The sequence below is a fragment of the Streptomyces sp. LHD-70 genome (assembly GCF_031157275.1).
Lineage (GTDB): Bacteria > Actinomycetota > Actinomycetes > Streptomycetales > Streptomycetaceae > Streptomyces.
Map to the genome: position 1 here is coordinate 39,213 of NZ_JAVIFW010000027.1, position 12,908 is coordinate 52,120.

Below are 12,908 nucleotides of genomic sequence, written 5' to 3' on the forward strand. Positions count from 1 at the left end.
TCCGATCCGCCGGTTGGCATGACCGAGTCACGGTCGCCTCGGTGGCGGGCACCTGCGCACTCTTCATAAAGTGGGGCAATGCGCACTGGCTCCCAGGACACGGGCGGAGCGGCTCTGCCCCCGGCGGGCGACATCCTCGCGCTGATCGCGACCGGGTTCTGGCGCTGGGACAGCGCGACCGGACTGGTCACGCTCGACGCGGAGGCCGCCCGCCTGCTCGGCCTGCCCGCCGAGCCGGTGACCCTGACCGAGGCGGGCGTGCGCTCCCGCTTCCACCCGGTGGACTGGAACGAGATCCACGGCATCGTCAACCTCGCCGTCGCCGAGGGCACCCTGGCCGAGGCCCGGCTGCGCATCATGGACGAGCAGGGCCAGGTGATCCGCACCGTCCGCAGCCGCTCCAAGCCGGTACTCGCAGGAGACACTGCCGGCCAGTACGAGCTGATCGGCACCCTGCAGGAGGTCAGCGACTCAGCCCCGGGCAGCGCGGCCCGTACGCCCGTGACCGGGGACTGGCGCCGGTCGCGCGAGGCGTTCCTCCTGGACGCGGGCCGCGCGCTCGCCGAGGCCCGGTCGACGGCCGAGGTGCTGCGGGTCGCGGCGGGCCTGTCGATGCCGGGCTTCGAGCCGGACGGCCTCGCGGTCTTCGGCGTACGGGGCGACCGGCTGACGATCATCGGGCACCACGGGCAGCAGCCCGGCGACGAGGGCCCGTTCACGGAGATGTCCCTGGCCACCGACTATCCGGCCGCCGACGTGGTGCGCCACGGCCGGGCCGTCTACCTCTCCACACCCGCCGAGTACAAGAACCGCTACCCCGCGACCTGGCCCCTCGCCGAGCGCTTCCGGCGGGAGTCCTGGGCGTTTCTCCCGCTGACCGTCGCGGGCCGCACCATCGGCGCCTGGATGGCGGCGTTCCGCTACCCGGTGCAGTTCACACCGGACGAGCGCTCCGTCCTGACGACGGTGGCCCGGATGCTGGCGCAGGCCCTGTCGCGGGCCGGGATCGCCGAGTCGGAGCGGGAGCTGACGGACGGCCTGCAGCGCTCGATGCTGCCGACGCTCGGCCCGGACATACCCGGCCTCGCCCTCGCCGCCCGGTACGTCCCGACGGGCGGCGGGCTGCAGGTCGGCGGCGACTGGTACGACATGATCCCGCTGCCCGGCGGCCGCCGGATCGCCCTGGTCATCGGCGACGTCCAGGGACACGACGTCCGCGCCGCGGGCCTGATGGGACAGCTGCGGATCGCACTGCGGGCCTACGCCGCCGAGGGCCACCGCCCGGACGCGGTGCTCGCCCGCGCCTCCCGCTTCCTCACCGGCATCACGGACTCCCAGACGTACGGCTCCTCCGGAGGCCCGGGGTCCCGCTCCGGCGAGGGCACCGCGGGCGGCACGGCCGACCCGCGCTTCGCGACCTGCCTGTACGTCGAGGCGGACCCGACGACCGGGGTCCTGGAGATCGCGCGGGCCGGGCACCCCGACCCGGTGGTGCGGATCGGGGACGGCACCGTCGTCGTACGCCCCACGGAGGGCGGGCTTCCGCTGGGCATCGACCCGGACGCCGACTATCCGACCACCCGCGTCGTCCTCGAACCCGGCGAGACGATGATGCTCTGCACCGACGGCCTGATCGAGACCGGCGGCCACGACCTCGACTCCGGCTGGAGCCGGCTCCGCAAGGTCCTGGAGCGGTACGGCGGCGACAACCTGGAGCAGCTCGCCGACGAGCTGGTGCAGGCGGTGCACGGCCCGACCTCGCACTACTCGACCGGCCCGCTCGCCGACCGCCGCGAGGACGACATCGCGGTGGTCCTGCTCTGCCGCGCCGCGGTCGGGGAGGGCGGGGCGGCCGGGACGGGCACGGCCCGGCCGCGCCTGCGCCGCTTCCTGCTGACGGTGCAGCAGGCCGAGCCGGAGCGGATCGCGGGCGCCCGGCAGCAGTTGCGCGAACTCCTGCACGACTGGACGGAGCCGGAGCAGGTCGACTCGGCGGTCCTGATGGTCTCCGAGATGCTCACCAACGTCCTGGTGCACACCGACGGCGACGCCCTGCTGCTCGTCGAGGCGCAGGGCGAGGTCGGCGAGCGGCGCCTTCGCGTCGAGGTCGCCGACGGCAGCGACGAGCTCCCGCACAAGCGCCACCCCGGCGAACTCGCCTCGTCCGGGCGGGGGTTGGTGCTCATGGAGCTGCTCGCCGAGGCCTGGGGCGTGACGCCGCGCGGCGAGGGCAAGTCGATCTGGTTCGAGCTCCACGAGTCCCCGGCTCCGTGACTCCCGCGCCCCCCGCACCCAGTACGCTCGACGGCATGTACGGCTACGACCAGTCCGCGGGCGCGCAAGCGGGATACGCCCCGCCGCAGCCCCCGCCCCAGCAGCCCGGCGGCCCCGGGGCGTACGGCCAGCAGGCCCCGCTGTACCCGGAGCCGTCGCCGCCGTCGCTCGCGGACGCCGTGCGCGCCTTCACGACCGGCTCGATGTCGGCGGAGGACTTCCAGCAGACCTTCTCGACGTCGAAGGTGTACTGCCCGCGCGGCGACAACCCCGGCTTCCTGGCGCTGCACAACACGCAGCAGCCGGTGATCCCGATGTTCACGTCCCTGAAGGAGCTGCGGCGGTACGCGGGCAAGGAGTCCAAGTACTTCGTCATCACCGGCGCGGAGGTCATCGACCTGCTGCCGACGGGGTACGGCTTCGTGCTCGACATGGAGGGCGAGCACCGCATGGTCTTCGACGCGAAGGCGGTCGAGCAGATGGTCGACTTCGCGATGCGGCGGATGTACGGCTGACGTTCTCCGCACCGACGTGGGCGCCCGGGAGGAATTCTCCCGGGCGCTTCTGTGTTCCGAGTGGCAAGAAGTTCATTGTTCAACTAAACTCGGAGCACGAGGAGGTACCGACCATGCCTGCAGTGACCGTCGAGAACCCGCTGACCCTGCCCCGCGTGACCGCCCCCACGGACGCCACCCCGCGCCCGGTCCTCGCCGTGACGACCGCCCCGTCCGGCTTCGAGGGCGAGGGCTTCCCGGTGCGCCGCGCCTTCGCGGGGATCAACTACAAGTACCTCGACCCGTTCATCATGATGGACCAGATGGGCGAGGTGGAGTACGCACCGGGCGAGCCCAAGGGCACCCCCTGGCACCCGCACCGCGGCTTCGAGACCGTGACGTACCTGGTCGACGGCACCTTCGTGCACCAGGACTCCAACGGTGGCGGCGGCACGATCCAGAACGGCGACACCCAGTGGATGACCGCCGGCAGCGGCCTGCTCCACATCGAGGCCCCGCCGGAGCAACTCGTCATGTCCGGCGGCCTGTTCCACGGCCTCCAGCTGTGGGTCAACCTGCCCGCGTCCGCCAAGATGATGGACCCGCGCTACCAGGACATCCGCGGCGGCCAGGTCCAGCTGCTCACCTCGGTGGACGGCGGCGCCCTGCTCCGCGTCATCGCGGGCGAGCTCGACGGCCACGAGGGCCCCGGCATCACGCACACCCCGATCACGATGATCCACGCGACGGTCCGCCCCGGCGCCTCCGTCACCCTGCCCTGGCGCTCCGACTTCAACGGCCTCGCGTACGTCCTGGCCGGACGCGGCACGGTGGGCGAGGAGCGGCGGCCGGTCCGCATGGGCCAGACCGCGGTCTACGGCGAGGGCTCGTCGCTGACCGTCCGCGCGGACGAGAAGCAGGACGGGCACACGCCGGACCTGGAGATCGTCCTCCTCGGCGGCCGGCCGATCCGGGAGCCGATGGCCCACTACGGGCCGTTCGTGATGAACACCCAGGCGGAGCTGCAGCAGGCCTTCGAGGACTTCCAGAAGGGTCGTTTGGGCACGGTGCCCGCGGTCCACGGCATGTGAGGCATCAGCCAAATCTGAGCCCGTCCGGCGATCGAGGACGAGCCCGCAGGGCGATCTGCGGTGCCTCACTCGGGCGGTCCGTCCGAACGTGCCGGGCACCCCTTCCCGTGATCACCTGCAACCGTGCAGACCCTGCTCCCGACCCCCGTCCGCAAACTCGCCGCCTGGTGCATCGTGGCCCTGCTCCTCGCCACCGTCGCCGGCCTCGGCATCTGGCTCTGCATCACCCTCAAGACCGCGGTGACCCCGGTCCTGCTCGCCCTCCTCGGCACCGCCCTGCTCGGTCCGCTCTACCGGCGGCTGCTCGCCATGAAGGTCAACAAGTCCCTCGCGGCGGGGCTGACCTGCGCGGCGGTCCTCGTGGTGGTGGGCGGCGCCGGGTACATCGTGGTCAGCGCCCTGATCGACACCGGCGACCAGATCGTCTCCTCGCTGCGGGAGTCGGCCCGCTCCCTGGCCGAGCACTTCGGCGCGGCGGGCGCGACCCTCGACGACCTCGCGAAGAACTCCAAGGACCTGCTGTCGAAGTTCGGCAGTACGGCCGCGTCCGGGGTGATCAGCGGGGTCAGCGTCGTCGGCGAGATGATCGCCATGGCCGTGCTCGCGCTGCTGCTCGTCTTCTTCTTCCTGCGTGACTCCGGCCGGGCGGTCGCCGCGCTGCACGCGCTCGCCCCGCGCCGCGGCCGTGCCCTGGAGCAGATGGGCCACACCGCCTTCGAGGCCATCGAGGGCTTCATGCGCGGCACCACCCTGATCGCCCTGATCGACGCCCTGTGCATCACGGTCGGCCTGCTGGTCCTCGACGTCCCGGGCGCCGTCGGCCTCGGTGCGCTGGTGTTCGTCGGCGCCTACATCCCGTATCTCGGGGCGTTCATCTCCGGGGCGGTGGCCGTGCTCGTGGCCATCGCCGACCGGGGGTTCGCGATCGGCCTTTGGGCGCTCGGCGTCGTCCTCGCGGTGCAGGTGCTCGAAGGGCACGTACTGCAGCCGATGATCCAGAGCCGGACGGTGCAGATGCACCCGGCGGTCGTGATGCTGGCGATCACCGCGGGCGCCTCGGTGGCCGGGATTCTCGGCATGCTGCTCGCGGTTCCGCTGACCGCGGCGGCCTTCGGGATCTTCTCCGAGCTGCGCAGGCACTACGCCGGAACGGCCCCTTCCGAATCGTCCGCGGATTAGAGCCTCGTCACAGTTCCCCGCTCAGGGGTTGCGCGTTATTACCGACGGGTAGCATCATCGTAGCTACTTGCTGGTACGTGTATGAGATTCCGCCTCCCGAGCATTTACGGAGCCGTCGCCATGGGGCACTACAAGTCGAACCTCCGGGACATCGAGTTCAACCTCTTCGAGGTGCTCGGTCGCGACAAGCTGTACGGCAGCGGCCCGTTCGCGGAGATGGACACCGAGACCGCGAAGAGCGTCCTGTCGGAGCTCACCCGCCTCGCCGAGAACGAGCTGGCCGAGTCCTTCGCGGACGCCGACCGCAACCCGCCGGTCTTCGACCCGGAGACCAAGACCGCGCCCGTCCCGGCGTCCTTCAAGAAGAGCTACAAGGCCTTCATGGACTCCGAGTACTGGCGCCTCGGCCTGCCCGAGGAGATCGGCGGCACCACCGCCCCGCCGTCCCTGATCTGGGCGTACGCGGAGCTGATCCTCGGCGCCAACCCGGCCGTCTGGATGTACTCCTCAGGACCGGCGTTCGCCCGCATCCTCTTCGAGGAGGGCACCGAGGAGCAGAAGAAGTGGGCCCAGATCGCGGTCGACAAGACCTGGGGCTCGACGATGGTCCTGACCGAGCCGGACGCCGGTTCGGACGTGGGCGCCGGCCGCACCAAGGCCGTGCAGCAGGAGGACGGCTCCTGGCACATCGAGGGCGTGAAGCGCTTCATCACGTCCGGTGAGCACGACATGGAGGAGAACATCCTCCACTACGTCCTCGCGCGGCCGGAGGGCGCCGGACCGGGCACCAAGGGCCTGTCCCTCTTCCTCGTCCCGAAGTACCTCTTCGACTTCGAGACCGGCGAGCTGGGCGAGCGCAACGGCGCCTACGCCACCAACGTCGAGCACAAGATGGGCCTCAAGGCCTCCAACACCTGCGAGATGACCTTCGGCGACCAGCACCCCGCCAAGGGCTGGCTGATCGGCGACAGGCACGACGGCATCCGCCAGATGTTCCGCATCATCGAGTTCGCCCGCATGATGGTCGGCACGAAGGCGATCTCCACGCTCTCGACGGGCTACCTCAACGCCCTCGAGTACGCCAAGGAGCGCGTGCAGGGCACCGACCTGTCGCAGTTCATGGACAAGACCGCGCCCAAGGTCACCATCACGCACCACCCGGACGTGCGCCGCTCCCTGATGACGCAGAAGGCGTACGCGGAGGGCATGCGCGCCCTGGTCCTGCACACCGCCTCCGTCCAGGACGAGATCGCCCTGAAGGAAGCCGCGAGCGAGGACACCAAGGCGCTCGAAGCCCTCAACGACCTGCTCCTGCCGATCGTCAAGGGCTACGGCTCGGAGAAGGGCTACGAGCAGCTGGCCCAGTCGCTGCAGACCTTCGGCGGCTCCGGCTTCCTGCAGGAGTACCCGATCGAGCAGTACATCCGGGACGCCAAGATCGACACCCTCTACGAGGGCACCACGGCCATCCAGGGCCAGGACTTCTTCTTCCGGAAGATCGTCCGCAACCAGGGCGCCGCCCTGAACGGCCTGGCCGAGGACATCAAGAAGTTCCTGGCCGTCTCCACCGGCGGCGACGCGCTGGCCGCCGCCCGCGAGCAGCTCGCCAAGGCCGCCGTCGAGCTGGAGGCCATCGTCGGCCTGATGCTCACCGACCTCGCCGCCACCGAGCAGGACGTCAAGAACATCTACAAGGTCGGCCTCAACAGCACCCGCCTGCTGATGGCCTCCGGTGACGTGATCGTCGGCTACCTGCTGCTCCGCGGTGCCGCGGTGGCCGCCGAGAAGCTGGAGACCGCGTCCAGCAAGGACAAGGCCTTCTACACCGGCAAGATCGCGGCCGCGAAGTTCTTCGCCGCCAACGTCCTGCCCGGCGTCACGGGTGCGCGCAAGCTCGCCCAGTCCACCAGCGAGTCGGGCCTGGACCTGATGGAGCTGGACGAGGACGCGTTCTAAGCAGCCACCGTCAGGACCGCTTCAGGAACCTTCCCCACCCCCACTGCGCGGGCCCCCTTCCCATCTCGGGGAGGGGGCCCGCGTACGTCGTTAAGGTGAACACCATGAGCTCATCGCCCTCCCGGTTCGACCGCGGACACACCGACGACCTGATGTCCTTCCTCAGCGCGAGCCCCTCGCCGTACCACGCGGTGGCGAGCGTCGCGGAGCGCCTGGAGAAGGCCGGGTTCCGGCAGGTCGCGGAGACCGACGCCTGGGACGGGACGAGCGGCGGCAAGTACGTGCTGCGCGGCGGCGCCGTCGTCGCCTGGTACGTGCCGGAGGGCGCCGAGGCGCACACCCCGTTCCGGATCGTGGGGGCGCACACCGACTCCCCGAACCTGCGGGTCAAGCCGCTGCCGGACACCGGCGCGCACGGCTGGCGCCAGGTCGCCGTGGAGATCTACGGCGGGCCGCTGCTCAACTCCTGGCTCGACCGGGACCTCGGCCTCGCCGGCCGCCTCTCGCTCAGGGACGGCTCGACCCGCCTCGTCAACGTCGACCGCGCGCTGCTGCGCGTACCGCAGCTGGCGATCCACATGGACCGGTCCATCTACGAGAAGGGGCTGCAGCTCGACAAGCAGAAGCACATGCAGCCCGTCTGGGGCCTCGGCGACACCCGCGAGGGAGACCTGATCCGCTTCCTGGAGGAGGAGCTCTCCCTCGCGGCGGGCGACGTCACCGGCTGGGACCTGATGACGCACTCCATCGAGCCGCCCGCCTACCTCGGCCGCGACCGGGAGCTGCTCGCGGGACCGCGGATGGACAACCTGCTCTCGGTGCACGCCGGTACGGCGGCCCTCGTCGCGGTCGCGGGTTCGGAAAGCCTGCCGTACATCCCCGTGCTCGCCGCCTTCGACCACGAGGAGAACGGCTCCCAGTCCGACACCGGCGCCGACGGCCCGCTGCTCGGCTCCGTGCTCGAACGGTCGGTGTACGCGCGCGGCGGCAGCCACGAGGACAAGGCCCGCGCCTTCGCCGGGACCGTCTGCCTCTCCTCGGACACCGGGCACGCCGTGCACCCCAACTACGCGGAGCGGCACGACCCGACGCACCTGCCGCGCGCGGGCGGCGGGCCGATCCTCAAGGTCAACGTCAACAACCGCTACGCCACGGACGGTTCGGGGCGCGCCGTGTTCGCCGCTGCCTGCGAGAAGGCGGGCGTGCCCTTCCAGTCGTTCGTCTCCAACAACTCGATGCCGTGCGGCACGACCATCGGCCCGATCACCGCGGCCCGGCACGGCATCAAGACGGTCGACATCGGCGTCGCGATCCTGTCGATGCACAGCGCGCGTGAGCTGTGCGGCGCGAAGGACCCGTATCTGCTCGCCAACGCGCTGGCGGCGTTCCTGGAGGGCTGAACTCCCGCCTCCCGCATGTCCGTTCGGTCCTCGGGTACCCGAGGAGCACGGATACACGAGGAGGCGAGACCATGGGCCTGGGCGGATGCATTCTGCTGATCGCCGTAGGAGCCATTCTCACGTTCGCCACGGACTGGGAGATGAGCGGAGTCGACCTGGACCTGGTCGGTCTGATCCTGATGCTGGTCGGCTTCATCGGTGTGGCGGCCTACACATCCATCGCCCGGCGCAGGCGGGCTGTCGTCCCGCCGGTCATCACCGAGCGGGACGATGGACGCGGCCTCTGATCGCCGCGCCCGCCGCGCTCGCCGTGCCCGCCGTGCCCGCCGTGGTTCAGGCGTCGAGCCCCGCGAGCACCAGCGGCAGCCGGTCGGCGCCGCCCTCCGTGAGGCGGACCGGGACGCCCCAGTCCTGCTGGTGGACGTGGCAGGCCGGGTACTCGTTCTCTGGGTCGTCGTCGCAGCTCGCGGCCATCGCCGAGACGTGCAGGACACCTTCGGTGACCTCGGGGTTGAGGGTCAGGGCGCGGGCCAGGTCCGTGCCCTGCCCCTCGCCGTCGAGCAGCAGCTCGGGCGGGGTGGAGGAGACGAGCAGACGGGTCGAGGGGCCGTAGCGGGTGTCGAGCTTCTGACCCTTCGGCGCCTGGAAGACCACGTCCAACCGCAGCGCGCCGGCGGCCACTTCGGTGGCGGCGCGCTGAGTGCGGTGGGCGACGGACTCGACTCGTACGGCCTCTTCGGGCAGGCGCAGGCGGGTGAGACGGTGGCGGGCGGACTCGACGACCACCACGTCGTCGCCGACCACGACCGCGGCGCTCGGCTCCCTCAAGTCCGTGGCCAGCGTGGTCACTTCACCGCTCGCCGGGTCGAAGCGGCGCAGCGCGTGGTTGTACGTGTCCGAGACCGCCACCGAGCCGTCCGGCAGGGCGGTGACGCCCAACGGGTGCTGGAGCAGGGCCTGTTCGGCCGCGCCGTCCCGGTGGCCGAAGTCGAAGAGGCCGGTACCGACGGCCGTGTGGACCACGCGGTCCCGGTCGATCCAGCGCAGCGCGCTCGTCTCCGAGTCGGCGATCCACAGCCGGTCCTCGGTCGCCGCGAGCCCGGACGGCTGCGCGAACCAGGCCTCGGCGGCCGGGCCGTCCACCAGGCCCTCGTTGGTGGTACCGGCCGCGACCTGGACGGTGCCCGCCACCGGGTCGTACGTCCACAGCTGGTGCACGCCCGCCATCGCGATCCACACCAGACCGTCGAAGACCGCCACGTCCCACGGCGAGGAGAGGCTGACCTCGCGGGCGGGGCCCGACGTCGGCTCGCCCTGCATCCACTGCCGCCCGGTGCCCGCGACCGTCTCGACGGCCCCGGTCTCCGGGTCGTACGTGCGCAAGGCGTGGTTGACGGTGTCCGCGACGATCACCTTGCCGGAGGGCAGCAGCGCCAGGCCCTGCGGTTCGCTGAAGGCGTCCGGGCCGAGGCCGCGCTCGCCGCTGCCGATGCGGCGTACGACCGTCTCCCCGTCCGCCTCCAGCTCCACCAGCTGGTGCCGGGTCGAGTCGGAGACCAGGAAGGTGCCGCCGGGCAGCAGCAGGGCCTTGCCGGGGAAGCGCAGGTCGGTGGCGACGGGCTCCGGCGGGACGTACGGACCGTCCCCGCGGCGGAGCGTGCCCTTGGCCTCGTGCTCGGCCTCCAGCTCCTCGACGAGCTTCTCGATCGCGTGCGCATGGCCCTCACCGGCGTGCTGCGCGACCACGTACCCCTCGGGGTCGATGACGACGAGCGTGGGCCAGGCGCGGACCGCGTACTGCTTCCAGGTGGCGAGCTCGGGGTCGTCGAGCACCGGGTGGTGCACTTCGTACCGCTCGACGGCGTCGACGACGGCCTGGTGCTCGGCCTCGTGCACGAACTTCGGCGAGTGCACGCCGATGATCACGACCGTGTCGGCGTGCTTGCGCTCCAGCTCGCGGAGCTCGTCGAGCACGTGCAGACAGTTGATGCAGCAGAAGGTCCAAAAATCCAGAACGACGATGCGTCCCCGCAGGTCGGCGAGGGTGTACTGCTGATCTCCTGTGTTCAGCCAGCCGCCCTTGCCGATCAGCTCGGGGGCCCGAACGCGTGCACGTGTAGCCATGTCCCCATCCAACCTCACTCACCCGGGTACGCATTCCCGCCATGAGATACGTGGTGCGCGACCGGGTCTTCGGTATCGGGGACGACTACTGGATCGAGGACGAGCAGGGCCGCAAGGCGTTCCTCGTGGACGGGAAGGCGATGCGGCTGCGGGAGACGTTCGAGCTCAAGGATCCGCAGGGCAACGTGCTGATCGACATCCGCAAGAAGATGCTCGCCCTGCGGGACACGATGACCATCGAACGCGGTGAGCAGCCGCTCGCGACGGTCCGCCGCAAGCGGCTCTCGCTGCTGCGCAACCACTACCGCGTGACGCTGGTCGAGGGCACCGAGCTGGACGTCAGCGGCAAGATCCTCGACCGGGAGTTCGCGGTCGAGTACGACGGTGAGCTGCTCGCGGAGGTTTCGCGGCGCTGGCTCACGTTGCGGGACACGTACGGCGTCAACGTCGTCCGCGAGGACGCCGACCCGGCCCTGGTGATCGCAGTCGCGGTCTGCGTGATCCGCCTCGCGGAGCGGGAGCGGCAGGGGTAGCCCGCAGCACCCCCAGGGGGCTCCGCCCCCGGCCCCCGCTCCTCAATCGCCGGAGGGGCTCAATTTTGAGCCCCTCCGGCGATTGGAAACATCAGCCCAGCACCCGGTCCTTGAGGGCTGGGAAGCGTTCCCGCGTAGTCCCCACCGTGCTCGGGTCGAAGTCCACCGTCAGGACCTCCTCGCCCGACCCGGCCTCCGCCAGCACCTCGCCCCACGGGTCGACCACGATGCTGTGGCCCGCCTGCGGGACCCCCGCGTGCGTACCGCCGGTGCCGCAGGCCAGGACGTACGCCTGGTTCTCGACCGCGCGGGCCTGCGCGAGCAGCGTCCAGTGGGCGCGGCGGCGCTCGGGCCAGCCCGCGGAGACGACGAGGGTCTCGGCGCCCGCGTCGACCAGGCCGCGGAACAGCTCGGGAAAGCGCAGGTCGTAGCAGGTGGCGAGGCCGATCACGGTCGACGGGTGCGGGACGGTGACGAGCTCCTTGCCTGCGCCCATCATCGTGGCCTCGCCCTTGTCGAAGCCGAAGCGGTGGATCTTGCGGTACGTGTGGGCGAGGGCGCCGTCGGGGGAGAAGACGAGGGTCGTGTTGTAGAGCGTGCCGCTGTCCTCGCGCTCCACGATCGACCCGGCGTGCAGCCAGACACCCGCGTCGTGCGCGGCGGCGGCCATCGCGTCGTGCGTCGGCCCGCGCAGCGCTTCCGCCTCGGTGCCGAAGGAGTCGTACGCGAAGGCGCCGACCGGCCAGAGCTCCGGCAGCACCACCAGGTCGGACCCGGCCTGGTCACGTACCAGTGAAGCCACCCTGGAGCGGCGGGAATTGACCGATTCGTCGGGGTCTACGTCGATCTGGATCAGCGAGGCGCGCACACTACCACCGTCCTGGCATTCGAGTACCCATCACCGCCTACGATCGTCACACGAAAGCACTGCAGGCGGCCCGTGCGGCAGCGTAACTTAAGGGGCCGAGCCTCCACGCAGTCCTGCCAGCCCGTACAGACGAACCGCCCGAGGGGTCCCGTGACCGTCCATCCCAGCATCCAGACCTACGCCGACGCCTGGACCCACTCCGTAGAGGCCATATCCGAGCTGGTGACACCGCTCGCGGAGGGCTCCTGGAACCTGGCGACGCCCTGCCCCGGCTGGTCGGTGCGGGACCTCGTCTCCCACGTCATCGGGCTCGACTGCGAGATGCTCGGCGACCCCCGGCCGATCCACTCGCTGCCGCGGGACCTGTACCACGTACAGACGGAGCTGCAGCGGTACATGGAGGTGCAGGTCGACGTCCGCCGGCACCACACCGCGCCGGAGATGACCGCCGAGCTGGAGTACACGATCATCCGCCGCTCCCGGCAGCTGCGGAACGAGTCGCGTGACCCGCAGACCACGGTGCGCGGGCCGCTCGGCAACCAGGAGCCGCTCGAAGAGGCGCTCCGCAAGCGGGCGTTCGACGTGTGGGTGCACGAGCAGGATCTGCGCACGGCCCTCGACACCCCGGCCAACCTGGACGCCCCCGGTGCGTATGTCGCGCGGGACCTCCTGATCTCCGGGCTGCCCAAGGTGGTCGCCAAGCAGGCCGGGGCGCCCGTGAACTCGGCGGTCGTCTTCGACGTCGGCGGCCCCGTGGACTTCCTGCGTACGGTCCGGATCGACGCCGACGGCAGGGGGACCGTGGACAACGCCCCGTCGCTCGGCCCCGCGGTCACGCTCGCGCTCGACTGGGAGACGTTCTACAAGCTGTGCTGCGGCCGCGTGAAGCCGGGCGCCGTGCGGGACCGCGTGAAGGCGGACGGTGACCAGGACCTGGCGGAGGCGATCCTGCGGAACCTCGCGATGACGGTGTGAAATCCAGCCCGTCC

General features: G+C 71.0%; 11 protein-coding genes. 9 read left to right on the forward strand and 2 right to left on the reverse strand.

The genetic code is table 11. The features are described from left to right. Nucleotides 1-78: 78 nt before the first annotated feature. The 7 genes from RCO28_RS34915 (at nt 79) to RCO28_RS34945 (ending at nt 8,681) form a co-directional block, all read left to right on the forward strand. A complete protein-coding gene (locus tag RCO28_RS34915; RefSeq protein WP_308945385.1) occupies nt 79-2,274 on the forward strand; it encodes a SpoIIE family protein phosphatase in 2,196 nt (731 codons plus the stop codon). Nucleotides 2,275-2,309: 35 nt separating this feature from the next. Beyond that, nucleotides 2,310-2,789: an SseB family protein gene (locus RCO28_RS34920; protein WP_308945386.1), complete on the forward strand. Its 480-nt coding sequence runs from the start codon at nt 2,310-2,312 to the stop codon at nt 2,787-2,789. A 113-nt stretch (nt 2,790-2,902) separates the two neighbouring features. Further along, nucleotides 2,903-3,859 carry a pirin family protein gene (locus tag RCO28_RS34925; protein WP_308945387.1) on the forward strand — a complete coding sequence of 319 codons (957 nt, stop codon included), beginning with the start codon at nt 2,903-2,905 and terminating at the stop codon, nt 3,857-3,859. 123 nt (nt 3,860-3,982) lie between these two features. Then, on the forward strand, nt 3,983-5,038 hold the full coding sequence (locus RCO28_RS34930; protein WP_308945388.1) for an AI-2E family transporter: 1,056 nt from the start codon (nt 3,983-3,985) through the stop codon (nt 5,036-5,038). A 120-nt stretch (nt 5,039-5,158) separates the two neighbouring features. Next, nucleotides 5,159-6,994 carry an acyl-CoA dehydrogenase gene (locus tag RCO28_RS34935; protein WP_308945389.1) on the forward strand — a complete coding sequence of 612 codons (1,836 nt, stop codon included), beginning with the start codon at nt 5,159-5,161 and terminating at the stop codon, nt 6,992-6,994. A gap of 104 nt (nt 6,995-7,098) precedes the next feature. Continuing rightward, on the forward strand, nt 7,099-8,394 hold the full coding sequence (locus RCO28_RS34940; protein ID WP_308945390.1) for a M18 family aminopeptidase: 1,296 nt from the start codon (nt 7,099-7,101) through the stop codon (nt 8,392-8,394). Between the two features lie 71 nt (nt 8,395-8,465). Further along, nucleotides 8,466-8,681, forward strand: coding sequence for a DUF6458 family protein (locus tag RCO28_RS34945; RefSeq protein ID WP_308945391.1), 216 nt, complete (start codon nt 8,466-8,468; stop codon nt 8,679-8,681). 46 nt (nt 8,682-8,727) lie between these two features. Here RCO28_RS34945 and RCO28_RS34950 read toward each other — a convergent pair whose 3' ends face one another. Beyond that, nucleotides 8,728-10,518, reverse strand: coding sequence for an NHL domain-containing thioredoxin family protein (locus RCO28_RS34950; protein WP_308945392.1), 1,791 nt, complete (start codon nt 10,516-10,518; stop codon nt 8,728-8,730). A gap of 41 nt (nt 10,519-10,559) precedes the next feature. On the opposite strand from RCO28_RS34950, the gene RCO28_RS34955 reads away from it, so the two are divergent. After that, on the forward strand, nt 10,560-11,051 hold the full coding sequence (locus RCO28_RS34955) for an LURP-one-related family protein (RefSeq protein ID WP_308945393.1): 492 nt from the start codon (nt 10,560-10,562) through the stop codon (nt 11,049-11,051). A gap of 91 nt (nt 11,052-11,142) precedes the next feature. Here RCO28_RS34955 and RCO28_RS34960 read toward each other — a convergent pair whose 3' ends face one another. Then, nucleotides 11,143-11,919 carry a carbon-nitrogen family hydrolase gene (locus RCO28_RS34960; protein WP_308945394.1) on the reverse strand — a complete coding sequence of 259 codons (777 nt, stop codon included), beginning with the start codon at nt 11,917-11,919 and terminating at the stop codon, nt 11,143-11,145. A 150-nt stretch (nt 11,920-12,069) separates the two neighbouring features. On the opposite strand from RCO28_RS34960, the gene RCO28_RS34965 reads away from it, so the two are divergent. Continuing rightward, nucleotides 12,070-12,894, forward strand: coding sequence for a maleylpyruvate isomerase family mycothiol-dependent enzyme (locus RCO28_RS34965; RefSeq protein WP_308945395.1), 825 nt, complete (start codon nt 12,070-12,072; stop codon nt 12,892-12,894). Nucleotides 12,895-12,908 lie beyond the last annotated feature (14 nt).